Origin of the sequence: Marinovum sp. PR37 (genome assembly GCF_028807375.1) — a bacterium.
Classification (GTDB): Bacteria; Pseudomonadota; Alphaproteobacteria; order Rhodobacterales; family Rhodobacteraceae; genus Marinovum; species Marinovum algicola.
On sequence record NZ_JARAML010000002.1, the window covers coordinates 145,867 to 170,803 of the forward strand.

Annotated in this window: 23 protein-coding genes; 19 read left to right on the forward strand and 4 right to left on the reverse strand. The window is 65.5% G+C overall.

Annotation, left to right across the window (positions count from 1 at the left end; genetic code table 11):
• Positions 1–92 precede the first annotated feature (92 nt).
• Positions 93–1,154, forward strand: a complete 1,062-nt coding sequence (locus PVW49_RS02280) for a pyridoxal-phosphate dependent enzyme (protein WP_274589790.1) — start codon at positions 93–95, stop codon at positions 1,152–1,154.
• 14 nt (positions 1,155–1,168) lie between these two features.
• Here PVW49_RS02280 and PVW49_RS02285 read toward each other — a convergent pair whose 3' ends face one another.
• Complete coding sequence (locus tag PVW49_RS02285) at positions 1,169–1,936, reverse strand: IclR family transcriptional regulator (protein WP_274565566.1); 768 nt, start codon at positions 1,934–1,936, stop codon at positions 1,169–1,171.
• Positions 1,937–2,043: 107 nt separating this feature from the next.
• Between PVW49_RS02285 and PVW49_RS02290 the strand changes: the two genes are divergently transcribed.
• The 11 genes from PVW49_RS02290 to PVW49_RS02340 all read left to right on the forward strand — a co-directional run bounded on the left by PVW49_RS02290 (position 2,044) and on the right by PVW49_RS02340 (position 16,007).
• Positions 2,044–3,645: a GMC family oxidoreductase gene (locus PVW49_RS02290; protein WP_074834552.1), complete on the forward strand. Its 1,602-nt coding sequence runs from the start codon at positions 2,044–2,046 to the stop codon at positions 3,643–3,645.
• Positions 3,646–3,835: 190 nt separating this feature from the next.
• Positions 3,836–4,930, forward strand: a complete 1,095-nt coding sequence (locus tag PVW49_RS02295) for a TRAP transporter substrate-binding protein (RefSeq protein WP_274589791.1) — start codon at positions 3,836–3,838, stop codon at positions 4,928–4,930.
• Between the two features lie 215 nt (positions 4,931–5,145).
• Positions 5,146–7,464 carry a TRAP transporter large permease subunit gene (locus PVW49_RS02300; RefSeq protein WP_274589792.1) on the forward strand — a complete coding sequence of 773 codons (2,319 nt, stop codon included), beginning with the start codon at positions 5,146–5,148 and terminating at the stop codon, positions 7,462–7,464.
• A 14-nt stretch (positions 7,465–7,478) separates the two neighbouring features.
• Positions 7,479–8,786 carry a histidinol dehydrogenase gene (hisD, locus tag PVW49_RS02305; RefSeq protein ID WP_274565563.1) on the forward strand — a complete coding sequence of 436 codons (1,308 nt, stop codon included), beginning with the start codon at positions 7,479–7,481 and terminating at the stop codon, positions 8,784–8,786.
• 77 nt (positions 8,787–8,863) lie between these two features.
• On the forward strand, positions 8,864–9,274 hold the full coding sequence (locus tag PVW49_RS02310) for a universal stress protein (protein ID WP_274589793.1): 411 nt from the start codon (positions 8,864–8,866) through the stop codon (positions 9,272–9,274).
• Positions 9,275–9,561: 287 nt separating this feature from the next.
• Positions 9,562–10,611 carry a LacI family DNA-binding transcriptional regulator gene (locus PVW49_RS02315; protein WP_074834559.1) on the forward strand — a complete coding sequence of 350 codons (1,050 nt, stop codon included), beginning with the start codon at positions 9,562–9,564 and terminating at the stop codon, positions 10,609–10,611.
• A gap of 26 nt (positions 10,612–10,637) precedes the next feature.
• Positions 10,638–11,906, forward strand: coding sequence for a sugar ABC transporter substrate-binding protein (locus tag PVW49_RS02320; protein ID WP_274589794.1), 1,269 nt, complete (start codon positions 10,638–10,640; stop codon positions 11,904–11,906).
• A 51-nt stretch (positions 11,907–11,957) separates the two neighbouring features.
• Complete coding sequence (locus PVW49_RS02325; RefSeq protein ID WP_074834560.1) at positions 11,958–13,028, forward strand: carbohydrate ABC transporter permease; 1,071 nt, start codon at positions 11,958–11,960, stop codon at positions 13,026–13,028.
• Positions 13,028–13,909, forward strand: a complete 882-nt coding sequence (locus PVW49_RS02330) for a carbohydrate ABC transporter permease (RefSeq protein ID WP_274589795.1) — start codon at positions 13,028–13,030, stop codon at positions 13,907–13,909. The genes PVW49_RS02325 and PVW49_RS02330 overlap by 1 nt, the downstream gene beginning before the upstream one ends.
• A 10-nt stretch (positions 13,910–13,919) precedes the next feature.
• A complete protein-coding gene (locus tag PVW49_RS02335) occupies positions 13,920–14,915 on the forward strand; it encodes a levansucrase (RefSeq protein WP_048530202.1) in 996 nt (331 codons plus the stop codon).
• A gap of 6 nt (positions 14,916–14,921) precedes the next feature.
• Positions 14,922–16,007, forward strand: coding sequence for an ABC transporter ATP-binding protein (locus tag PVW49_RS02340; RefSeq protein WP_274589796.1), 1,086 nt, complete (start codon positions 14,922–14,924; stop codon positions 16,005–16,007).
• Positions 16,008–16,017: 10 nt separating this feature from the next.
• Here the strand turns inward: PVW49_RS02340 and PVW49_RS02345 are convergent, their stop codons facing one another.
• Positions 16,018–17,481, reverse strand: a complete 1,464-nt coding sequence (locus PVW49_RS02345; RefSeq protein WP_274589797.1) for a sulfatase-like hydrolase/transferase — start codon at positions 17,479–17,481, stop codon at positions 16,018–16,020.
• Between the two features lie 125 nt (positions 17,482–17,606).
• Here PVW49_RS02345 and PVW49_RS02350 point away from each other — a divergent pair, with 125 nt between their 5' ends.
• The 5 genes from PVW49_RS02350 (at position 17,607) to PVW49_RS02370 (ending at position 22,720) form a co-directional block, all read left to right on the forward strand.
• Positions 17,607–18,527, forward strand: coding sequence for a Bug family tripartite tricarboxylate transporter substrate binding protein (locus PVW49_RS02350; RefSeq protein WP_274589798.1), 921 nt, complete (start codon positions 17,607–17,609; stop codon positions 18,525–18,527).
• A 63-nt stretch (positions 18,528–18,590) separates the two neighbouring features.
• Entirely contained in the window at positions 18,591–19,064 is a 474-nt protein-coding gene (locus PVW49_RS02355) for a tripartite tricarboxylate transporter TctB family protein (RefSeq protein ID WP_274589799.1), read from the forward strand.
• A 3-nt stretch (positions 19,065–19,067) separates the two neighbouring features.
• Positions 19,068–20,558: a tripartite tricarboxylate transporter permease gene (locus PVW49_RS02360; protein WP_274589800.1), complete on the forward strand. Its 1,491-nt coding sequence runs from the start codon at positions 19,068–19,070 to the stop codon at positions 20,556–20,558.
• The gene (locus PVW49_RS02365) at positions 20,555–21,253 is read left to right on the forward strand and encodes a FadR/GntR family transcriptional regulator (protein WP_274589801.1); all 699 of its coding nucleotides are present in this window, start codon (positions 20,555–20,557) and stop codon (positions 21,251–21,253) included. Before PVW49_RS02360 ends, PVW49_RS02365 begins: the two co-directional genes overlap by 4 nt.
• A 9-nt stretch (positions 21,254–21,262) precedes the next feature.
• Positions 21,263–22,720, forward strand: a complete 1,458-nt coding sequence (locus PVW49_RS02370; RefSeq protein ID WP_274589802.1) for a sulfatase family protein — start codon at positions 21,263–21,265, stop codon at positions 22,718–22,720.
• A gap of 51 nt (positions 22,721–22,771) precedes the next feature.
• On the opposite strand, the gene PVW49_RS02375 is transcribed toward PVW49_RS02370, so the two are convergent.
• Complete coding sequence (locus tag PVW49_RS02375; RefSeq protein ID WP_274589803.1) at positions 22,772–23,218, reverse strand: YHS domain-containing (seleno)protein; 447 nt, start codon at positions 23,216–23,218, stop codon at positions 22,772–22,774.
• Between the two features lie 140 nt (positions 23,219–23,358).
• On the opposite strand from PVW49_RS02375, the gene PVW49_RS02380 reads away from it, so the two are divergent.
• Both PVW49_RS02380 and PVW49_RS02385 read left to right on the forward strand, forming a co-directional pair.
• The gene (locus PVW49_RS02380; RefSeq protein WP_274589804.1) at positions 23,359–23,709 is read left to right on the forward strand and encodes a hypothetical protein; all 351 of its coding nucleotides are present in this window, start codon (positions 23,359–23,361) and stop codon (positions 23,707–23,709) included.
• A gap of 41 nt (positions 23,710–23,750) precedes the next feature.
• Positions 23,751–24,209, forward strand: a complete 459-nt coding sequence (locus tag PVW49_RS02385) for a copper chaperone PCu(A)C (RefSeq protein ID WP_074834575.1) — start codon at positions 23,751–23,753, stop codon at positions 24,207–24,209.
• A gap of 32 nt (positions 24,210–24,241) precedes the next feature.
• Here PVW49_RS02385 and PVW49_RS02390 read toward each other — a convergent pair whose 3' ends face one another.
• Complete coding sequence (locus PVW49_RS02390; RefSeq protein ID WP_074834576.1) at positions 24,242–24,931, reverse strand: NAD-dependent deacylase; 690 nt, start codon at positions 24,929–24,931, stop codon at positions 24,242–24,244.
• Positions 24,932–24,937 lie beyond the last annotated feature (6 nt).

The window sequence follows — 24,937 nt, forward strand, 5'->3', positions numbered from 1 at the left end:
CTCTCGCTTCCTGCCGTCAACGTGAAAGAATTTCTCGAGTCTAGGCGGAAGAACGAAAATTGGAAAGCGGCGCCGCCTGCTAGAAACACCCCATGACCCTGTTTGAAAGTCCCGCGATGCCCGATGCCGACCCGCTCCGCTTCGATCCCGATGTGACCCGCGCGCTGGCGTTTTTTCGGGCGCAGCCGTCTTATGCCGTCTCGCCACTGATCGAAGTGACCGGCCCCGATGGCCTGGCCGTCTTGGTCAAGGACGAGACCGGGCGCATGGGGTTGGGCGCCTTCAAGGCACTGGGCGCGCCTTATGCCGTGGCCTGCCTGCTTGCCGAAGGCTGGAAGGCCGAGACCGGCGAAGTGGTGGCGCCGGCGCGGATGGCTGAGCCGGAGTTCCGCGCGTTCACTGCGCGCCATAGCTTTGTCTGCGCCAGCGCCGGCAATCACGGCATGGGCGTTGCGGCGGGGGCAGGCGCCATGGGCGCACAGGCGCGGATCTATCTGGCCAGGACGGTGCCGGAGAGTTTTGCCGACCGGCTGCGCGGTCTGGGGGCCGAGGTGGTGCGCGCCGGCGCGGTCTATGAGGACAGCGTCGCCGCCGCCAGCGCCGATGCCGCCCGCAGCGGAGCGACCTTGCTGGCCGATGGCACCTGGGAGGGCTACACCGAGATCCCGAAGTGGGTGATGGAGGGGTATTGCGTCATCGCCGAAGAGCTGCGCGCCGCCTTCGAGGCCTCTGGCGAGTGGCCGACGCATGTCTATCTTCAGGCCGGGGTTGGCGGGTTGGCCGCGTCGATGGCGCATATGATCCGGGCGCACTGGGAAAAACAGCCAGAATTGATCGTCGTTGAACCCGAAGCCGCCGCCTGTCTGCGGGCCAGCCATCTGGCGGGGGCGCCCCGGCGGGGCGAGGGGCCCGAGACCAACATGGGCCGGCTGGACTGCAAGGCGCCGTCGATCGTGGCTTGGGCGGCGCTCGAACGTTGTGATGTGCGCTATGCGGTGCTGAGCGATGCCGAAGCGCAGAACGCCAGCACGACTCTCTCCGCGCAGGGGCTGGCCACCACGCCCTCAGGTGCGGCGGGATATGGTGCGCTGTGCAAGCAGCCGCCGCGCATGGCGGCGCGACCGCTGGTCATCGTTTCGGAAGGGCCGGCCTGAGCCGTTGCCGCTGATCAGGTCTCAGGAAAGAGCGCGCCGCGCAGCTTGACGGCGGCGGTCTGAAGGGTCGACTTGCGGGCAATCGCCTGCGCCAGTGAAACCCGCTGGGTCGGCGCGTGAAAGGCCAGCGCCGCGACGAACCGCCCCTGGGGATCGGTGACCGGCACGGCGATCGCCACCATGCCCTCGAGAAATTCCTCGCGGTCGAGCGAATAATCCATCGCCGCGATCTGATCGAGCTCATCCAGCAGCAGGTCGGGCTCGGTCAGCGTCGTCTCGGTCATCCGCGTCAGCGGCAGCGCGGCCACGAATTTGGCCCGTGCGTCCGGCGCCAGGCTGGCCAGAAAGCATTTGCCGCTGGCGGTGCAATGGAACGGCACATTGGTGCCGACCGGAAACTGGATGCGAAAGGCCCAATCGGTCTCGACCCGGTCGAGATAGCGCATTCCGGTGTCCGCGGGCATCACGTAGTTCACCGTCTCACGCACTTCGCGCGAGACCTCGAGCAGGATCTGATGTCGGGCGATGTGATCGCGCGAGCTGTGCATCAGCCCCGACCCCAGTTCGCGCAACCGCCGCGACACCTGATACCGCCGATCCGTGCCCAGACGGGTCAGGAACCCGTTGTTCTCCAAGGTGGCGCAGAGCCGGTGCAGCGTCTGCTTCGGCAGGCCCAGCTCTTCGTTGATTTCCGTCGCGGTCATGGCCCGGTCGCTTTTCCCAAGGATTTCAAGGATCAGCAGCGTCCTCAGATTGGGCGGTATCCGGTCTTGGTCAGCCATCGGGTTTGTCTCGAACAAATTGTTTGTGGATTTGTACGCGAATCATTGTAGCGTGCATACGTGGTAAAAATCGAGACCCTTGGTCCCGATTTTTACGGGGGAGGAATATGGAATTCGATTTCGTCATTGTGGGCGCCGGGTCCGCCGGCTGTGCGCTTGCCAACCGGCTTTCCGAGGACGGGCGCTACAGCGTGGCGCTGCTCGAGGCCGGGCCGCGTGACACCAACCCCTGGATTCATATTCCGGTCGGCTATTTTCGCACCATGGGAAATCCGCGCAGCGACTGGCGCTATCGCACCGAGGCCGATCCCGGCATTGCCGGGCGGGCGATTCCCTGGCCGCGCGGCCGGGTGCTGGGCGGGTCGAGTTCGATCAACGGTCTGCTGTATGTGCGCGGCCAGCCTCAGGACTACGACGGCTGGGCACAGGCCGGTTGCCGGGGCTGGTCCTGGGACGAGGTTCTGCCCTGTTTCAAACGGGCCGAGCACTGGGAGGGCGAGGATCCGGACGGGCTGCGCGGGCGGAACGGCCCGCTTTCGGTCCAGACCTCGCGGCTCACCCGTCGGGTGGTCGACCGCTGGATCGAGGCGGCGCAGCAGGCCGGGTATCCGGCGGCGCGCGATTACAATGGCGCCGATCAGGAAGGCGTGGGCTATTTCCAACTGACCATGAAGGGCGGCCGGCGCTGCTCTTCGGCGGTGGCCTACCTCAAGCCCGCGCGCCGGCGTCACAATCTCACCGTCATCACCGACGCCCAGACCGAAAAGGTGCTGCTGGAGGCGGGCAGGGCGCACGGCGTACGGGTCCGCATCCGCGACACCTTTCACGAGATCCGCGCCCGCTCCGAGGTGATCCTGAGTGCCGGCGCCATCGGTTCGCCGCAGATCCTCATGCTCTCGGGCATCGGCGACGGCGACGAATTGCAGCGGCTGGGCATCGGCGTGCAGGCCGATCTCAAGGGGGTCGGGCGCAATCTTCAGGATCACCTTCAGGCCCGCCCGGTGTTCAAGACCGATCTGAGCACGATCAACATCGAAACCAGCAACCTGTTCAAACAGACGCGCATCGCCTTGCAATACGCGCTCACCCAGCGCGGACCGATGACCATGGCCGCCAGCCTGGGCACCGGCTTTCTCAAGACCGAGCCGCACCTGGAAACCCCGGATATCCAGTTCCACATTCAGCCGTTCAGCGCCGACAGCCCGGCCGAAGGTCCGCACCGGTTTTCGGCCTTTACCGCCTCGGTGCTGCAACTGCGGCCCGAAAGCGCCGGTCATTTGCGCCTGCGCTCGGCCGATATGGACGATCACCCGGCGATCCATCCGAATTACCTGGCCACCCCGACCGATCAGAAGACAATCGTCAAAGGTATTCAGATCGCGCGCAAGATTGCCGGTACGGATCCGCTCAAATCGCATATCATGGACGAACATGCGCCCGGCCCGGGCGTGGCCTTTGACGATGAGGCGGCCACGCTCGACTGGGCGCGGCGCACCGCGGTCACGATCTATCACCCGACGGGCACCTGCAAGATGGGGATCGATCCGATGGCGGTTGTGGACCCGAGGTTGCGGGTGCGGGGAATTGACGGGCTGCGTGTCGCTGACGCCTCGATCATGCCGCAAATCGTCAGCGGCAACACCAATGCCCCGGCGATCATGATCGGCGAGCGGGCCAGCGACCTGATACTGGAGGACACCGCAGGCTAGCAACAGGAGACACCAGCCATTCCGGCGGCCTGGCCCGAAAGGGGCGGTCGTCGGGATACGACGACAGAGCAAGACGGGCGGCGCTTTCAGGGAGGAAAGCCGCCCGGTGACGACACGGCCGATCCAGCGCCTTCATCTTCGGCCCGGATAATAATAAGCGGAAGGCAAACGCATCATGGGAGGAAAATTGATGTTCAGTCTCAAGACTTTGACCGTAGGGGCCGCAGCCCTTGCCATGACGGCCACGGCCGCTTTCGCCGAAACCGTGATCCGGGTGCAATCGGTGATCCCGGCGCAGGCCGACGAAGTGACCATGCTCAATGAATTCGCCGCCGATGTGGCGGCCCTGACCGGCGGATCGCTCAAGATCGAGGTCTTGCCTGCCGGCGCCGTCGTCGGCGTGCGCGAAACGCTCGATGCGGTCGACAGCGGGCTGATCGAGGGCGGCTTTGCCTGGACGCACTATTGGTCGGGCAAGCACCCGGCGGCCATGCTCTTCGGCTCGCCCGTGGCGGGCGCCGGTGTCGGCATCGACAATATCGCCTTTGTGTCCTGGTTCCAGTACGGCGGCGGCAAGGAACTCTATGACCAGCTCTGGGACGAGATGGGCGTCAACGTCAAGGGCTTCATGCTGCAACCGGTGGGGCCGGAGGCGCTCGGCTGGTTCAAGGAGCCGATCGCCAGCATGGACGATTTCCGCAAGTACCGATTCCGCACGCCGCCGGGCATCCCCGGCCAGACCTACAAGGATATCGGCGTCGCCTCGGTCGCCATGGGCGGCGGTGACATCCTGCCGGCGCTCGAGAAAGGCACCATCGACGCCGCCGAATGGTGCTGCCCCAAGCCTGACAGCGTCTTCGGCTTCCAGAAGGTGCTGAAGCATTACTACCTGCAAGGTCTGCACCAAGTGGTGGTGAACGCCGATCTCTACATCAACGGCGATGTCTATGACGGGCTGACCGACCTCGAGAAAAAGGCGCTGGAAGTGGCCGCCAATGCCTCGCTGTCGAAAGCCATGTCGTATCGCATCTACGAAAACGGCAAGGCGCTGAAGGATCTGACCGAGAACCACGGCGTCATCCTGCACGACACCCCCGAGGATTACTTCTCGGAGTACATGACCGCCGCCAAGGCCGCGCTGGAGACCAATGCCGCCGAAAACGAATTCTTTGCGGAAGTTTGGCAGAGCCAGAAGGAATTCGCCGAGATCGCGGTGCCGTTCTGGGCTGGGGCGCAGACCTCGAACGCCAACCTCGGCCGGGCCTATGCCGACAGTCTGAAATAGGCGTTCACCGGCCCCGGACCTCGATCCGGGGCCTCTCGACCACCCGACGCAAAGGCCCCGGGTCGCCCGGGGCGGGCAGCGAAATACGCGTGACAGGCTCGAACGCCCGCCCCGGACCTTGATCCGGGGCCTCGCCATCAACCGATGCAGAGGCCCCGGGTCCTGCCCGGGGCGGGCAGCAAGACACGCATGACATTCATCACAAGGGACGTGGCATGGCCGAAGAGGTACTCCCCGAAGAGCTCGACATCACCGACGAGTTGATCGCAGAGCGACGCGCCGAGGAACCGGGGCAGACGCCGGAGGACATGACCCCCTGGCAACGTCCGATCACCGCCACCATCGATGTCATCAACCTCTGGGCGGGGCGGCTGATTTGCGTGCTGATGGCGCCGCTGATCCTTGCCATCGTCTACGAGGTGTTTTCCCGCAATATGTTCGCCGTGCTGACCCAGAACGGCATGAACGAGCAGGCCATCGCCTGGGGTTTCGGCCCGACGCTCTGGGTCTATGACATTTCGCGCATGCTGGGCGGCGTGCTGTTCATGGCGGCCGCCGGCTATGCGCTGATGCGCGGGGTGCACATCCGCGCCGATTTTCTCTATCGCAACTGGTCCGACAGGACACAGGCGACGGTGGACGCGGTGCTTTATCTCGCCTTCTACATCCCGGCGATGCTGTTTTTCACCTGGGTCTCGACCGAATACTGGCTCAAGGCCTTCATCTCCGGCGAACAGGCCAGCGACAGCACCTGGGCGCCGCTGCTCTGGCCGGCGCGCCTGGCCATGCCGGTGGGGGCCTTTCTGCTGCTGCTCCAGGGCTTCCCTGAGCTTTTCCGCGCCTTCCACAAGATGGGCAAGACGCGCGAGGCCAAGTTCCTCCGGGTGCTGCCCTTCTACTTTGTCGCGCTGCTGATCGTCACCGGCGCGGTGTTCTTTCCCGACGTGGTGCCGATTGCCGACTGGTGGACGGCGGCTTTCGGGCGCGAGGGGCTTTTGAGCGTCGACAAGCCGATCATCGGGCTGATCATGCTGGCGGTGATGCTGTTTGCCATCTTCGTGGGTTTCCCGATCTCCTTCACCCTGATCTTCCTGGGCTTCGTCTTCGGCACCTGGGGGGCGAATTTCAAGCTTGCCACCTTCCTGATGACCTTGCAGACCAATTCCGTGATGCTGTCCGACCAGCTGGTCGCGGTGCCGCTCTTTATTTTCATGGGCATCGTGATGGAGCAGGCCGGGCTGATGGAGCGGCTGTTCCAGGCGGTGCAGATGATGATGAGCCGGACCCGGGGGGCGCTGTTCATCGCGGTGCTCTTCGTCTCGACGATCTTTGCCGCCGCCACCGGCATCGTCGGCGCCTCGGTCACCATCCTCGGCATCATGGCGGCGCGGACGATGAACAAATCCGGCTATGACGTGCGGCTGGCGGCGGGCACGATCACCGCCGGCGGCACCCTAGGCATCCTGATCCCGCCGTCGATCATGCTGATCGTCATGGGGCCGGTGCTCGAGGTTCCGGTGACCGATCTGTTCCGCGCGGCGATCATTCCCGGCGTCCTGCTGGCGGGGCTCTATCTGCTCTATGCATTGGGCCGCTGCTGGATCAATCCAAATCTCGGGCCGATCCTGCCGCCCGAAGACCAGCCCGAAACCTCGCGCTTCTACCTGCTCGAGGTCATTCTCGTCATGGCGTCGCTGATCGTGCTGATCTGGCTGATCACGCGCGGCATCACAACCGGGTACGGCTTTTTCTTCGGCGCGCTGATCGTGCCGCTGGCCTGGATCGGCGTGATGTACGCGGTCTATGCCTGGCTGCACAATGCCAAGCCCGGCGGCTTCTATTTCTCTGACCTCTGGTACGAGTTTTTCATGGGGCTGGTGCCGCCGACAGTGCTGATCGCCTTTGCCCTGGGCTCGATCCTCGCCGGCTGGGCGACCCCGGCCGAGGCCTCGGCCTGCGGTGCCTTTGGCGCGGTGCTCTTGTCGATGCTCTATCGCAAGTTCACCATTCCCGGGCTCTACGACGCGCTGATCAAGAGCCTCGAGATCACCGTGCTGATCATGTTCCTGGTCGCGGCGTCGAACTTCTTCGGCGCGGTCTTTTCCAACCTCGGCACGCCGAAGATGCTGACCGAGCTGCTCTTGGCGCTCGACATGCCCCCGGTGCTGATCCTGATGCTGATCATGGCGCTGATCTTCCTGCTGGGCTGGCCGCTGGAATGGGTGCCGATCGTGCTGATCATCGTGCCGATCCTGATTCCCACCGTCACCTCGCTCGACCTCGGCTTCGAGAGCCAGAACGATTTGCTGATCTGGTTTGCCATATTGGTGGCGGTAAACCTGCAAACCGCCTGGCTCAGCCCGCCGGTGGCGCTTTCGGCTTACTTCCTCAAGGGTGTGGTGCCAGAATGGGACCTGCGCGACATCTATCTCGGGATGATGCAGTTCATGGTGATCCAACTCATCGGGCTGATCCTGATCTTTGTCTTTCCGCAGATCGCGCTCTGGCTGCCGAACTACATCTACGGAAACTGACGTGAGGACATCCGATGCCGCGCCACTATCTGAAGAAGGCGGATCGCACGCCAAAGACCGACGCGCGCGAGACCCATGACACCGTCGCGCGCATCCTGGACGAGATCGAAGCCGGCGGCGATGCCAAGGCGCTGGAGTATGCCGCGCGCTTCGACCGCTACGAGGGCAATGTGCTGCTGTCGCCTGACGAGATCGCGGCGGCCTGTGACCAGGTGTCCGACAGGCTCAAGGCCGACATCTGCTTTGCCCATGACAACGTGCGGCGATTTGCCGAGCTTCAGAAAAGCACGCTGACCGATGTCGAGACCGAGCTGACGCCGGGCTTTGTCACCGGGCAAAAGGCGATCCCGGTGGCGGCGGCGGGCTGCTACGTGCCCGGCGGGCGCTACAGCCACATCGCCAGCGCGATCATGACGGTGACCACCGCCAAGGTCGCCGGCTGCCAGCATATCACCGCCTGTTCGCCGCCCCGGCCGGGTGTCGGTGTGCCGCCCGCGATCATCTATGCCGCCCGGATCTGCGGCGCCGACCGGATCATGGCGATGGGCGGGGTGCAGGGGGTGGCGGCGATGACCTTTGGCCTGTTCGGCCTGCCGCCGGCCAATATCCTTGTCGGTCCCGGCAACCAGTTCGTCGCCGAGGCCAAGCGCATCCTGTTCGGCCGTGTCGGCATCGACATGATCGCCGGGCCGACCGACAGCCTGATCCTTGCCGACGGGCAGGCCGATCCGCATATCGTTGCCACCGATCTGGTGAGCCAGGCCGAGCATGGCTACAACTCGCCGGTCTGGCTGGTCACCGACAGCCGCGCTCTGGCCGAAGACGTGATGGCCCGCGTCCCCGACCTGATCGCCGATCTGCCGGAGGTGAACCACGAAAACGCCGCTGCCGCCTGGCGCGACTATGCTGAGGTGATCCTCTGCGCCGACCGCGAGGACATGGCCGCCTGTTCCGACGATTATGCCCCCGAACATCTGACCGTTCAGGCCGCCGACCCCGACTGGTGGCTTGACCGGCTGACCTGTTACGGGTCGCTCTTTCTTGGCGAAGAGACCACGGTGTCTTACGGTGACAAGGCGGCGGGCACCAACCATGTACTGCCGACCTCGCGCGCGGCCAGTTACACCGGCGGGCTGTCGGTGCACAAATACATGAAGATCGTCACATGGCAGCGCGCCACCCGCGACGGGTCCAGGGCGGTGGCCGAAGCGACCGCCCGGATCTCGCGGCTCGAAGGAATGGAGGGCCATGCCCGCGCTGCCGACGTGCGGCTGGCCAAGTACTTTCCCGACGAGGAGTTCGACCTGTCGGCCGATGGATGACCCCGCCGGGGCGGGGCGGTGCGTGACCCTGGCCGCGCCCCGAGCCCCGGTACAGCCGCAGACCCAAGGAGACCGATATGTACAACAAGATACTGGTGGCCATGGCGCTCGATCACGGGATTTCGCCACAGATGCTCGAGATTGCGCAGGCGCTCTGCAATCCCGGGGCCGAGATCGTCGCTCTGCATGTCTTCGAGGCGCCGCCCTCGTCGGTCAGCGCATATCTCGGCGATGACGCGGTGCGCGACGGGTTTGATCGGGCGCGGCAGCTGATGGCGGAAAAGACTGCCCATATCGAAGGCATCACGGCCAGAATCGTGCGCGGCCACACCTATCGCACGCTGATCGATTATTCCTCCGACCACGGGGTCGATTGCATCGTGATCGGCTCGCATCAGCCGGATTTCAGCGATTATCTGTTGGGCTCGACCGCCGCCAGAGTGGTCCGCCACGCGCCCTGCGCCGTGCACGTCTTCCGCAGCAGCTGAGCGTACCGCAGACCCCCGAGTCAGGACCGCCGCCTGCCGGCTCCGCTGCGATTTTTGCATGGTTCTCCGATCCTTGAACCGCACACCCGGTAGCCTTGGGGGTGCGGTGCTTGCCATGTGGGCTGATGCCGTCGGCACATCGGATAAGCGTGAAAGCCCGGCATTTCTCGTCACACGCAGGCTTGGTGGCATCTGAAAAAGGTTGACTCAGCCGGGACGCATCCCGTATGACACCGATGTCATGACACCGGTGTCATAATTGATGACGCACTTCAGGAGGGGGCAGGGTGGCAACCATTTACGACGTCGCGAAGCTGGCCGGAGTGTCGCCAAAAACCGTTTCGCGTGTTCTGAACGGTGACGCCCCGGTCAATGAAAAGACCCGCACCAAGGTCGCCAGGGCCATTTCCGAACTGGGCTATGTTCCGTCTCAGGCGGCGCGGATGATGCGATCTAGCCGGTCGGGGCTGATTGGGCTGATCACCGGCGCGATTTCTGCCACGCCCCATGGCACCGAAACCCGCGGCCTGCCCGACATGCTGATCGTTCAGGCGATCCAGCGCGAGATGGCCGAGCGGGGCAAGATCCTGATGATTGCCGACACCGGCGGATCGCCGTCGACCGTGCCGATGCTTGCCGCGACCTTTGCCCAGCACCGGGTCGAAGGATTGATCTATGTCGCCGACCATCACCGCGCCGTCGATCTGGATCTGAGCGGCGCGAATTGCCCGACGCTGCTGACCAATTGCTACGACGATCGCGGCACCCCCTGCGTCCTGCCCGACGATGCCGCCGGCCAGCAGGCGCTGGTGGCGCGGCTGATCGCGGCCGGACACCGCCGGATCGGCTTTCTGACGCTGGATCAGGCCATGCCCGCCGGTCGGTTGCGTCTCGAGGGCTACAAGGCCGCGCTGGCCGAGGCGGGGCTGCCCTATGATCCGGTGCTGGTCGAGGCCGGCTATGTGATCGGGCGCGAAATGCAGAGCGCGGCGCTGACCGAGGCGCTGGAGCACCTGCTCACACTGGACCAGCCGCCGAGCGTGATCTGCTGCGGCAACGACGAAATGGCGATGCGGGTCTATGGCCTGCTGCGCAGCCGGGGCCTGCGGGTGCCCGAAGATATCTCGGTTGCGGGTTACGACGATCATCGCAGCATCGCCGAGATGCTGCACCCGCATCTGACTACTGTCGAGCTGCCCTACATCGACATGGGCCGGCACACGGCGGCACGGCTTCTTGACATGATCGGGGGCGACGTCCCCGCATCCGACGATCCCCTGCTGGTGCAGGGACCGGTCGTCTGGCGGTCCTCGGTGACCGCTCTCACCGAACTCTGAATGCAGTCTCACGGGAGGAGAACTTTATGCAACGCACGAAACTGACCCTTGGCGCGCTGGTCGCGTCCACCGCCCTGGCCGGCATGGCCAGCGCCCAGACCGAGTTGACGCTGTGGTATCACGGCGCCGGCAACGAGGTGGAAAGCAACATCCTGGGCGGCATTATCGAGGATTTCAACGGCGCGCAGGAGGACTGGCAGGTCACCGTCGAAAGCTTCCCGCAGGAAAGCTACAACGACAGCGTCGTCGCCTCGGCCCTGGCCGGCAATCTGCCCTGCATCCTCGATGTCGACGGGCCGGTGATGCCGAACTGGGCCTGGGCAGGCTATCTTCAGCCGCTGCCGATCAGCCAAGAGGCCATCGACGGCCACCTGGACGCCACCATCGGCCGCTGGGATGGCGAGATCTATTCGGTCGGTCTCTGGGATGCCGCCGTTGCGCTTTATGCCCGCCAGTCCACGCTGGACGAATTGGGCCTGCGCACCCCGTCGCTGGAAGAGCCCTGGACGAAAGAGGAATTCATGGGCGCGCTGGAGGCCGCGAAGGCCTCGGGCAATTATGACTTCGCGCTCGATCTCGGAACCGCCTGGACCGGCGAATGGTATCCCTATGCCTTCTCGCCCTTCCTGCAAAGCTTTGGCGGTGACATTGTCGACCGGGACGGCTATCAGACCGCGGAAGGCGCGCTGAACGGCGAGGCGGCCATGGAATTCGGCGAATGGTGGCAATCGCTGTTTGCAGAGGGCTACGCCCCCGGCACCAGCCAGGACCCGGCGGACCGCGACAGCGGCTTCATCGAGGGCAAATACGCCTTTTCGTGGAACGGCAACTGGGCCGCGGCCAACACGCTGGCCAGCGTCGAGAACGCGGATGACGTGGTATTCCTGCCGGCGCCCGATTTCGGCAACGGCTCCACCATCGGTGCCGCCTCGTGGCAGTTCGGCGTATCCAGCGCCTGCGAGCATCCCGAAGGTGCGGCGGCCTTTGTCGAACACGCGCTGCAAGACGAATACCTCGCCGCATTCTCGGACGGCATCGGCCTGATCCCGGCCACCAAAGAGGCCGCCCAGATGACCGAGAGCTATGCCGAGGGCGGCCCGTTGGCGGTGTTCTTCGACCTCTCCGCCGAACAGGCGCTGGTGCGTCCGGTCAGCCCCGGCTACGTGGTGGCCGCCAAGGTGTTCGAGAAGGCGCTTTCCGATATCGCCAATGGCGCGGATGTGGCCGACACGCTGGATGCCGCAGTGGACGAGATCGACGACGATATCGAGGCCAACCAGGGCTACGGCCACTAAGCCCCATCGGGGGGCGCCCAGGCGGCCCCCACCCAACCCCGAGGGACTCTCATGTCTAGCAAGCTGACACGGTCGAACCGTGCCGGGTGGCTTTTTGCGCTGCCGGGCTTCTCGCTCCTGTTTCTGTTCATCATCGTGCCGTTTTTCTTTGCCTTCTGGCTTTCGCTGACAAATCAACGGCTTGTCTCGCCCAACCCGACCGAGTTCGTGGGGCTGAAGAACTATGCCGATCTGCTCAGCGTCTCGGTCCTGACGTTGGAGCCGGAGCGTGACGAAGCGGGAGAGATCCGCCGCGACGATGACGGTGCCATCGCATATCCCCGGGTCCGCAGTATCACCCGTTCGGACGAGTTTCCGCAGTATCGCGGCATGCGCGAATGGTTCCGCTGGCACTGGGGCGACAAGGCCAAGGTGGTGATCGCAAGCGACGTGGTCTTCATGAAGGCGCTGGTCAACACGTTGACCTTCGCGCTGTTCATCGTGCCCTTGCAAGGCGGCGGGGCGCTGCTGCTTGCCCTGCTGATCAATCAGAAGCTGCGCGGCATCAATGCCTTCCGCACGATTTATTTCATGCCGGTTGTGATCTCGATCGTGGTGATCTCGCTGCTCTGGCGCTTTATCTATTCCGGCAACGAAGGGCTGTTGAACAACATCCTCGAAGCGCTGACCTTTGGTGCCTTCACGCCCGTCGACTGGCTGGGCTCGACCGACACGGCGCTGGGATCGATCATCGCCATGTCGGCCTGGCAGGCGGTGGGCTTTCACATGGTGATCTGGCTCGCCGGGCTGCAAACCATCTCGCCCACGCTCTATGAGGCGGCGGCCATCGAAGGCGCCAGCAAGTGGCAGACCTTCCGCTATGTCACCTGGCCGGGGCTGCGGAACACCGCCGTTCTGGTGCTGATCGTCATCACCATGCAGAGCTTCGCGGTCTTTGCGCAGATCGACGTGATGACCAATGGCGGCCCGCTCGATTCCACCCAGACGCTGGTCTTCCAGACCGTTGAACGCGGCTATGGCAAGCAGGACATTTCCGGGGGCGCGACGATCTCGGTCATCCTGTTCCTCATGGTCCTGATGATTTCGGCCGTTCAGGCCTTTCTGACCCGGGAGCGCAACTGATGGCCCTCGTCACCTCCGACAACCGCGGCCTGCGGCTGGCAGCGCGCTACGCGACGCTGATCCTCGTGGCCCTCATCTTCCTGTTCCCGCTGGTCTTCATGGTGGTCTCGAGCCTGAAGCCCGATCAGCAGCTTCTGGCCGACACCTCGAGCATCCGCGCCTTCCTTCCGGTGGGCGACATCAGCCTCGACAATTATTACAAGGCCTTCGACCGCGTGCCTATCGGGCTGTTCATGATGAACTCGGTGGGGATCACCATCGTCACAGTGGTGCTCTCGATCCTGCTCTGTTCGCTGGCGGCGTTTTCCTTCGTCTTTCTCGACTGGAGCGGGCGCGGCGTGCTGCTTTCGGTGATCGTCGCGACCCTGATCATCCCCTTCGAGACCATCGCGGTGCCCCTTTTGCTCTTTGTGTCGAAACTGCCCTGGATCGGCTGGGAGGGGCTGGAGTTCGGCTGGCTCAACACCTACCGCGTGCAGGTGATCCCCTGGATCGTCGATGCGCTGACGATCTTTCTCTTCGTGCAGTTCTTCAAGGATCTGCCGCGCGAACTGATCGAGGCGGCGCGGGTGGAGGGCGCAAGCTGGTTCACCGTCTACCGCCGGATCGTCATGCCGCTGTCGGGCCCGGTGTTGGCCACCGCCGCCATTCTGAAATCGCTGAAGATGTACAACGAGCAATACCTCTGGCCGCTGATCGTGGTGCAGGACGAGGCGCACCGCCCCGTCATGGTGGGCCTCGGCTACTTCTTCCAGCTGCAAATCGCCTGGGGCGAGGTGATGGCGTATCTCACGCTGATCTCGGTCCCGGTCATCGCCTTCTATCTTGTCATGCAACGCGCCTTCATCTCGTCGATCGCTTCGACCGGTGTGAAGGGCTGAGGAACTCACTATGACCATCGCACTCGAAAATCACTGGATCTGGGACAGCTGGTACGCCCACGATGGCGCCCGCTGGCACGGATATTTCCTGAAGGCGCCCAAGTCGCTGGGCAACCCCGACCTGCGCCACTTCAACGTGAGCCAGGGCCATGCGGTCAGCGACGATCTGGTGACCTGGGAGCACTTGGGCACCTGCCTGACCCCCTCCGAGGGGCCTGCCTTCGACGATTACACCACCTGGACCGGCTCCGTGGTGCAGGACGGCGATGGCCTCTGGCACCTGTTCTACACCGGCACCGCGCGGGCCGAGGACGGGCTCTATCAGCGCATCGGCCATGCCACCTCGCACGATATGCACAGCTGGGAGCGGGTGGAAGACGGGCTTTGCCTCGATCTCACCGGGCCGAATGCCCGGCACTACGAGGCGGATCACGCCAAGGGCTTCTGGCACGACCGCGCGATGCGCGATCCCTGGGTGATGCGCGACCCCGAGGGCGCGGGCTGGCTGATGTATTTCACCGCCCGCGCGCCGGGCATCAAGGAACCCAACGCCGGCGGCGCCGTGGGCTTTGCCACGTCGCCCGACCTCAAGACCTGGACGCTTCAGCCGCCGGTCTTTACCGGCGGCTTCGGCCAGTTGGAGGTGCCGCAGGTGTTTCAGCACCAGGGCCATTGGTTCTGCCTGTTCTGCACCGCTGCCGAGCATTTCAGCAAGGCGCAGGCCGAGGCCACGCCCAGCGGTCCGGTCACCGGCAACCATTACCTGATCGGCGAGGGGCCGCGCGGCCCGTGGAAGATCGCGCCCGGCAATTTCCTTGACGGCGCGCTGCCCTGCTTTCGCTACGCGGCGCGGATCGTGGACACCGGCGAGGGGCTCGTGATCCTCGGGTTCAACGACTACGCGCCGGATGGCGAGTTCGGCGGCTTCGTGCTCGATCCCGCGCCGGTCACCCTCGACGACAACGGGCTGCTCCGCGTCGAGCAGCCGCCGAAAGCTGCGGAGTAAACGGCTATGGCAACTCTGAAACTCACCGACATTCGCAAGAGCTATGGCAACGCCTATGTCATCAAGGGGGTCGATCTGGAGATCGAGGACGGCGAGTTCACCGTTTTCGTCGGCCCGTCGGGCTGTGGCAAGTCGACCCTGTTGCGGATGATTTCGGGGCTCGAGGACATCACCGCCGGCACGCTCGAGATCGACGGTCAGAGGGTCAACGACCTGCCGCCCAAGGAACGCGGCATCGCCATGGTGTTCCAGTCCTACGCGATCTTTCCGCATATGACCGTGCGCGAGAACGTGGCGTTCGGGCTGACCATTGCCGGCGCCTCCAAGGCCGAGAAAGAGGAAAAGGTGGCCGAGGCCGCCCGGGTTCTCCAGATGGAGCATCTGCTCGACCGTCGGCCCAGCCAGCTTTCGGGAGGCCAGCGCCAGCGGGTTGCCATCGGCCGCGCCATCGTGCGCAAGCCCAAGGTTTTCCTGTTCGACGAACCGCTGTCGAACCTCGACGCGGCGCTGCGCATGGACATGCGGATGGAGATCGGCAAGCTGCACAAGCACCTGAACGCGACGATGGTCTATGTCACCCACGATCAGGTCGAGGCGATGACGCTGGCCGACAAGATCGTGGTGTTGAAGGACGGCAAGGTCATGCAGGTCGGCACCCCGATGGAGCTGTTCCACGAGCCCGCCAACCGCTTTGTCGCGGGCTTTCTCGGGGCGCCGTCGATGAACTTTCTCGAGGTGTCGGTCGACGCGCGGGACGGTGGCGAGGCACGGGTCTCGAACGCGGCGCTGGAGCCGCTTGCCGTCGCTCACAAGGGCCGGATCGATGGCCAGCCGCACGCGGTTCTGGGCATCCGGCCGCAACATGTCTCGGCCACCGAGCCGGGGCGCGGCCTGCTGCATGGCGCCGTCAACCTGTCGGAGCGGCTGGGCACCGAGACCGTCGTCGACATGACCCTGAAGGATGGCACCAAGTTCATCGCCGCCTTTGACGAGGATCGGATTTTCGAGCCCGGCGAAGCCATCGACCTGGAGTTCGACCCCGCCCGCGCGCATCTTTTTGCCGCCGATGACGATCCGGCGGCGCCGCATTGACCTCTGGCGGTCAGTGCCCGCTGGCGAGATAGCGGTTGCGCTCCGGTGACGGATCGCGCCAGCGCAGATGTTCCGCCGGGGCGGTCGCGCCGACCCAGCTTCGCAGGAGGGCGTTGCGTTGCTTCGCCCTCTCTTGCGCGCGGGCAATGGCGGCGGGATCCCAGCCCTGCATCAGCACGGCGGCGAGTTCGGCGACCAGCTCGGGGCGTTGGGTTGCGAGGTCGGTCAGCTCATCCGGGTCGTCCCGCATGTCAAAGAGCTGTGGCGCATAGCCATCGTACCAGCACAGCTTGAACCGGTCGCGGCGCAGCATCCGGTGGCGTTGCGGGCCGGTGCGGATGTTCATCAGGCCGCCATAATAGCTGGCGGTGACCTGGTTGCGCCAGTCGGCCCGCTGCATCAGATCGCGCCCGATCTGGCCGGGCAGGGGCGCGGCGCCGCTGCGCGCCAGCAGCGTGGCTGACAGGTCGCAGAGGCTGACCACGCGATCATCCACCGCGCCGGCCTCGATCCCGGGGCCGGCCAGGATCATCGGCACCTTGGCGCTTTCGTCATGAAAGGTGCTCTTCCACCACAGGCCGCGCTCGCCAAGCGCCTCGCCGTGATCCGAGACATAGATCACCAGGGTGTCCGCGCGGGCCGCCACCTTGTCGATCGCTCGCCCCGCCAGACGGTCGATCATCCGCACCAGCCCGTAATAGGCCACCCGACTGCGCATCACGGCATCCTCGGGCACAGTATCCGTCGCGCCGGCTTCGGCCCATTCGGCAAGAGCGGGATGTCGGGTCGCCGGTGCAGCCAGGCGCGGCGGGCCGACCCCGGGCGCAACCGCCCGGTAATCCTCCGGCGTGGCGATATAAGGCGGGTGCGGGCAGAACAGGCTGACCAGCGCAAAGAACGGCCGGCCTTCGGCATCGCGCCGGGCGATCACCTCGTCCAGCGTGCGTTCGGCCATTTCGGTAACCGCGTGGTCATAGGCCTGATACGAGGTCTCGCCCATGCCCGACCCGGGCAATTCGGCGCCGCGGTTGCCGCGCGCCCCGGTGAGTGCGCCGATATCCGGCGCCGCGGCGCCGGGCCAGCCGGCGCCGATATCGCCGATCGGGCGGGCGCCAAAACCGTGGTGCTGATCGGGGCCGTAAAAGTGCATCCGCCCGATCAGCCGGGTGTCATACCCGGCGGCACCCATGGCATGGGCAAGGGTTGGGATGTCGGAGGGCAGGAAATCGTCGTTGCTGCGCACGCCCGAGACATGCGGCTCGAGCCCGGTGAGAAAAGCCATGCGCGAGGGCACGCAGAGCGGGGCAGGGCAATAGGCGTTGCTGAACCTTGTGCCGCGCGCAGCCAGCGCATCGAGGGCCGGCGTCTGCGCCGCCGGGTCCCCCGCCGCGCCAAGCGCCCGGGCCGCATGCTGATCGGTCATCACCAGCAGGATGTTCGGTTTTTCGGTGGTGTCGGATATTGGTCTGGACAATTTGAGGTTTTCCCTATATCGGTTGGTCCAATATGCCATAAATTGGCACATTTTCAATGTGGGAGGACGGAATATTGCTTAATACACGAAAATTCATTGCGATCTTGGGGCTGGGTGCCGCAGCTTTGGCCCTTCCGGTTGGACCAATTGGCGCCGGCGCGGCCCAGGCGCAGGATTTCCCCGCCAAGCCGCTCGAGGTCATCGTGCCGTTCAAGCCCGGCGGTCGGACCGATGTGGTGGCCCGTCTGATCGGCGACAAGATCCAGGAAAAGGGCCTGCTGAGCCAGCCGATGGCGGTGGTCAATGCCGATGGCGGGGCCGGGGCCAATGCCGTCAACCGGATGCGCCGGGGTGATGACGATGGCCACACAATCGTGCATTGGCACCATCAGGCGCTGATCGCCATGGCGATGGGGCTGGGCGATTTCGGGCTCGAGGATTTCAAGTCGATCGGCTACACCGGCGGCGGCAGCCCGGTCTGGGTGGTCAGCGAGGACAGCGAATTCGACACGCTCGAAGACCTGATCGCGCATCTCAAGGAAAATCCGCGCAGTCTGGTCGAGGCGGTGGGCATCGGCACCATTCCGCATTTCGTTGGTGCCATGCTGGCCAATGAAGCCGGCTTCGAGACCCGCTACGTCACCGCCAATTCCGGGGCCGACCGGCTGCGGCTGGTGCTGGGTGGAAATGCGGATATCGCGCTCTTTGCCGCGTCGGAATATCTCGCCCAGGGCGAGGGGCTGAAAGCGCTGGTCTATTTCGGGCGCGAGCGTCTGCCCGACATGCCCGATGTGCCGACCGCGACCGAGCTGGGCTATGATGTAAGCTGGGCCAACCCGAACTGGTGGCTGGCGCCGGCCTCGACCCCGGATGCCCATGTGGCCGAGCTGGCATCGGCGCTGGAAGCGGCAATCAACGATCCCGAGATCGTCGAGTATTTCCGCAACAACACGCTCGAGCCCTATTGGACGCCCGGAGACGCGGCCATGGCCGATGCCGAAAAGCAGCTCGAGGCGTTGAAGGCCGTGGCGGCCACGATCAACTGATCCCCGCGCCGGCGGGCCGGGCTGTGGCCCGCCGGCGCGATGCCTGAGAGGGGAGGCCGAGCCTTGCGCGACGCGACACGCCAGACCATCGCCGACGTCATTCTCGCCGCACTGGTGGCGGCGGGGGCGGCGCTATTGTTCATCGGTGCGGCCGAACTGCCGCCGCCGCGTTTCGAGCCGCTGGGATCGGCGGCGCTGCCGCGCATCCTCGGGACGCTGCTGATCTTTTTCGCGGTGATCCTGGTGATCCGCGCCCTGCTGCGTCTGCGCGCCGGGCAGGCCAGTGCGGCGGCATCCTCCGGTGCCGATCCGCGGCGCGGCGCGCTGGTCTTCGTCGCCCTGGTGCTTTATGTCGCCGCGCTCGATTTCGGCCGCATGCCCTTCGTGCCCGCGACCACCGTCTTCGTGACCGCCACCGGCCTCGTCATCGGCGCGCGCAGCTGGGTGAACCTGGCGGTTTTTGCCGCCGTCGGTCTGGTGCTGTCGCTGGCGATCTCGACGATCCTCGAACGCTTTCTCTATATCTCGATCGGCTGACCCATGCTTGACGCCTTCCTCGCCCTCGCTGAGTGGCAAAACCTGCTGTTTCTGGCCATCGGCACCGGTCTCGGCATCGTCGTCGGCGCCATTCCGGGCCTCACCGCCTCGATGCTGATCGCCCTGACCCTGCCGCTCACCTTCCACATGAATCCGGTGAGCGCGGTGACCCTGCTGATCGGCGAATATGTCGGCGGCATTTCGGGCGGGCTGATCACCGCGATCCTGCTGAGGATGCCCGGCACACCGGCCTCGATCGTCACCACCTTCGACGGCTATCCGATGGCGCAGAACGGTTTTGCCGAACGTGCCCTTGCGCTGGGCATCATGGCCTCGGTGGTAGGCGGCATCATCTCCTGGGGGTTCCTCGCCGGCATGTCTCCGGCGCTCGCGCGCTTTGCCCTGCAATTCGGACCCTGGGAATACTTCACCCTGGTGCTGATGGCGCTGGTGATGCTGGCGGTGCTGTCGCAAGGCTCGATGGTCAAGGGGCTGATGGCCGCCGCGCTGGGCATGGCCTTTGCGCTGCCCGGTATCGACAGTTCGATCGGGCAGGCGCGGCTCACCTTCGGCTCGAGCGCCATGCTGTCGGGCTTCGGGCTCTTGCCGGTGCTGATCGGAGCCTTTGCGATCAGCCAGATCCTGCGCGATGCCGCCACCCCGCAGGAAAACGGCAGGATGGACATGCCCAAGTCCAAGCTGCCGATCTATCGCAGCGATCTCGGCTATGCACCCAAACTGCTGCGCGGCTCGGTCATCGGCACCTGGATCGGCCTGCTGCCCGGCATCGGCGCAAATATCGCCGCGCTGGTGTCCTATTCCACCGAAAAGCAGCTCTCGAAAGAGCCCGAGAAGTTCGGCACCGGGCACGAGCCCGGCGTTGTGGCCGCCGAAAGCGCCAACAATGCCTCTATCGGCGGCGCGCTCATCCCGCTGATCACCATGGGCATTCCCGGCTCGGTGACCGAGGCGATCCTGATCGGCGCGCTGACCATCCACAATCTGCAACCGGGGCCTTTGCTGTTCCAGAACGCGCCCGAGATCGCCTATGGCATCATCGCCGCCTACCTGGTGGCCAATGTGCTGATGCTGATGCTGATGTGGGGCGCGGTGCGCTACATTGCCCGTATCGTGCAACTGCCGCGCTCGGGGCTGATGGCGGTGATCCTGGTGTTCTGCGTCACCGGATCCTATGCGGTGAACTCCAGCTTCTCGGATGTCTGGGTGATGATCGGCTTTGGTCTTGTCGGGCTGGGGCTGGAATATTGCCGGGTGCCGCTCGGGCCCTTTGTCATCGGCTTCGTGCTTTCGCCCATCGCCGAAGAACAGCTGCGCGCCTCGTTGATGATGTCCGACGGCAACCTGGCAGAGTTCCTGACGCGGCCCTATGCGCTGCTGTTCCTGGCGCTGGCCTTGATCACGGTGATCTGGCCTTATATCGCGGCGCGCCTGGGCGCCCGGGCGCGGGCCAAGCAAGCGGAGGAACCGTCGTGAATTTCCTGAACCTGCCAACCGGAAGCCGCCGGTATCTCGAGATTGCCCGCCACTTGGCGGGGGAAATCGAAAAGGGCGAATATGCCGCCGGCGAACGCCTGCCGCCGGAACGCAAGCTGGCGCAGACCCTCGACGTAAGCCGCACCACGGTGCGCGAGGCGCTGCTGGCGCTGGAGATCATGCAGATGATCGAGATTCGCGTCGGCGCCGGCGTCTTCGTGCGCGATGCGGCCTCTCGTGGCGCGGCGCCGATCTACGAGCCCGATGCCGCACCGCCCTCGGCGGTGCTGGCCGCCCGCCGTCTGATCGAGGCCGAGACCGCCGCGCTGGCCGCCGCCCATGCGACACCCGAGCAGATCGCGCTGATGGCCAGGACCAATGACGAGCTTGCCGCCAACATCGACAATGTCGCCGCCTTCGACGCCGCCGATGCCAAGTTCCACGATCTCATCGCCCAGGCCGCCGGCAATGACGTGCTGGCCGGCTTTGTCGGCCATCTCTGGCGGATGCGCGAGAGCGAGATGTGGGCCTTTTGGTACGACCAGACCCGCCATCCCGACAACCGCCGCCGTTCGGCCGAGGATCACCGGGTGATCCTGCGCGCCATCGAGCGCGGCGCCTCCGACGCCGCCCGCACCGCGATGCAAAGCCATCTCGACGTGCTGGCCGACCGTTTCTACACCCTCAAACTCTGAAAGCCGACCATGACAGCTCCGAAGCCCGACATCGTCTTCATCATCACCGATCAGCAGCGGTATGACACCATCGCCGCGCTGGGCGCCTCCCATATGGACACGCCCAACATCGACCGGCTGGTGACCACCGGCGTCAGCTTCGAACAATGCCATGTCACTGCGCCTTCCTGCGTACCGTGCCGGGCCTCGCTCTTTACCGGCTATTACCCGCACACCAATGGCGTGCTGGCCAATGGCCAGCCCTGGAGCCGCACCTGGGTCAGCGATCTGGCGCGGGCCGGCTATCACTGCGTCAATATCGGCAAGATGCACACCATTCCCTATGACGCCAAGGCCGGCTTCCACGAACGCTACGTGGTCGAGAACAAGGACCGCTACATGGAGGGCCGGTGGTTCTTCGACGAATGGGACAAGGCGCTGGCCTCGCACGGGCTGAAAAAGCAGCAGCGCGAGACCTACCGCAAACGTCCCGATTACAAGGACCGCCTCGGTGCCTTTACCTGGGATCTGCCGGCGGCGCTGCAATCGGACAATTTCATCGGCGAGACCACATGCTGGTGGCTGGAGACCAAGCCGGTGGACAAGCCGCTGTTTCTCACCATCGGGTTCCCCGGACCGCATCCGCCCTATGACCCGACGCCGGAGATGGCCGAGAAATACATGGCGCGCGACGTGCCGCTGCCCGAGGTTTCGGACGAGGAGCTGGCCGCGCTGGCCGCGCCCTGGATCGAGAAACGCCAGCACGACGTCGAGGTCGACCATGACAGCGTGGCGTGGAAACTGAAGCCCACGCAAGAAGAGCTCAAGCGCATGCGGGCCTATTATTATGCCAACATGGAGATGATCGACACCCAGGTCGGCCATATCCTCGATGCGCTCGAGGCTCGCGGCAACATGGACAATACCATCGTCATCTTCACCTCGGACCACGGCGACAATCTGGGCGATCACGGGTTGAGCCAGAAATGGGCGCCTTATGACGCGGTGACCCGGGTGCCGATGATCGTCTCGGCGCCGGGCCGTTTCGAGGGCGGGCGCAGCGTGTCCGAGATGGTGCAGCTCTTCGATCTCGGACCGACGATCCTGGAATGGGCCGGGGTGACGCCGGATGCCAGTTTCGAGGCCGAAAGCCTGAACCCGGTGCTGGAGGGCAAGCCCTTTGACGGCCGCAGCCATGTTTTCTGCGAACAGGCCGGCGATGTGAACATGACCGGCGCGAGCTATCTCACCATGGTCCGCTCGACCACCCACAAGCTGGTGCATTTCAACGGCTCGGAGGCGGGCCAGCTCTTTGATCTGGTGGCCGATCCCGGCGAGCGGGTGAATCTCTGGGACGATCCGGCGCATGCGGCGGACAAGCAGGCGCTGTTGGGCGAGCTGCTGGATTTTCACGTCGAAAGCACCCTGCGCACCCGCAACGCCCGTCACCTCATCGTCTCGCCTCCGGGCGAGCAGGCCTGGCAATAGGCGACCGGCGCCGGGGGCGGCGCGCGGTGATTGGCGGCGGCTGGGACCGCCTCAGCCGAGGATGCCCGGCCAGTTGGCCCGTCCCTTGGCGATATTGCCCGGCACATCCTCCAGCCAGAGCTCTCGGGCGCGCAGGTTGGCGTTGAGATAGAGCCGGCCTTCGTAGACCGTCCAGGCTTCGGGGATGGTGGGCGCGAGATAGCCGCGCGAGGCGGCAAAGGCGCAGTAGCCGCCGAATTGCGGCGCGTAGCGTGCCGGCTCGGCAGCAAAGGCGTTGCGGTCCTCGGCGCGCGCGAAGTGCCAGGTCGCGCCGTTCCAGTCGGCGGTAAAGCGACCTTCGGCGAGCACCGGCCCGCCGGTGGTGAAATAGGCCACCGGATCGGCGCCATTGATGGCGACGCCCCCGGTCTGAAAGACCTCGGGCTCGCGGGCCAGCGCAACACGGGGCAAAAGCGGCGCGGCGGCCAGGGCGGTAAAGAGGGTTCGTCTGGTCAGCATGGCGAGTTCTCCGAAAACGGTGCCGGCCAAGCATGCCCGCGCGCCGGCCGTCGCAATAGCCCCCCTCACCAAGTGGTGATGCCGCGCGAGCGACACCAACGCCTCTTGGAGCCGGCGGGGAAATCGCTTACCCCGGCCGCATGCGCGCGCAACCTCGCCCCTTTGCCGGCCTGCTGCTGGCCCTGCTGCTCGGCCTCACCGGCCAGAGCATGGCGGTCGCCCGCGGGGCGCCACCACCGGTCGGCGTAATGGTGCTCTGCACCGGGGCGGGGCCGCTGAGGGTGCTGGTGGACGAGACCGGCGCGCCGGTTGGCCCGATGCACATCTGCCCCGATTGCGCGCTGTCGCTGTTTGACGCCGCCCCGGCCGCAACGCCCGAGGAGCTGGCCCGGGCCTTCACCCGGCAGGGGCGGGCGCGCAGCCCCGGCACGGCCGAGGCGGGACGCGTGCAGCCGGCGCCCTGCGCCCGGGGGCCGCCGGTCCGGGTGTGACCCATTCGCCAATGACTCACACCCAAATTCCGGAGGTTCAGATGACCCTGACCCGTTTTTCCGCGGCGCTTGCCGCAACCCTTCTGGCCGGCCCGGCGCTGGCAGAGGATATCCTGATCGAAGACGCCTATGCCCGCGCGTCGAACGCCCGCGCCGGGGCGGCCTTCATGGTGATCCACAACCAGGGAAGTGCCGAGGACCGCTTGATTGACATCCGCTCGGACGCCGCCGCGCGGGTCGAGCTGCACAGCCACAGGGACATGGGCGATGGCGTGATGAAGATGACGCACGTCGAGGCGGGCTTTGCCATCCCGGCGGGTGGCAGCCATGCGCTGGCGCGGGGCGGCGATCACGTCATGTTCATGGGGCTCGCCGCACCGTTCGAGCAGGGCGCCACCGTCACCGTGACGCTGACCTTCGAACGGGCCGGCGAGATCGAAGTGGCAATCCCGGTCGATCTGGAGCGTCAGCAGACGGATCACGGCAAGACGGGGCATTAACCCCTTTCGGGCGTCGGACCGGCCGCCGGGCGCTAGCCCAGCAGGCTCTCGACCCAGCGGGGCACGGTCTCGGTCGCCGGCCCGCTATGGCAATGATCGAACAGATGCGAGACGGCGGTGGGCTCGAGGCTCAGCTCCACCGTCTCGGCCCCGGCGGCGCGCGCATCCTCGACAAAGGCCGCCGCCGGGTAGACCTGCCCCGAGGTGCCGATCGCGGCAAATATCCGGGCCTCGGCCAGCAGCGCCGCGATTTCCTCCATGTAATGGGGATATTCGCCGAACCAGACCACATCGGGCCGCGCCGCGGCCCGGTGACAGGCCGGGCAGGGGGTTTCCTCGTCCATCTCGGGCGGCGCCTCCCATTGGTGACCACAGACATCGCAGAGCGCGCCCGCCAGCCGGCCGTGCATCTGCAACACGTGATGCGAGCCGGCCCGGCGGTGCAGGTCGTCGACGTTCTGGGTGACGAGGGTCACCACGTCGCTGCTCTCGGCCTCGAGCCGCGCCAGCGCCGCATGGGCGGCATTGGGCCGGGCGGCGGCGGCCTGGGCGCGCCGGATGTTGTAGAAGCGGTGGACCAGCGCCGGATCGCGGGCAAAGCCCTCCGGGGTGGCGACATCCTCGATCCGGTGCCGCGCCCAGAGCCCGCCTTCGTCGCGAAAGGTGCCCAGCCCGCTTTCGGCCGAAATGCCCGCGCCGGTGAGAATGACGATCCTGCCCATGCCGGC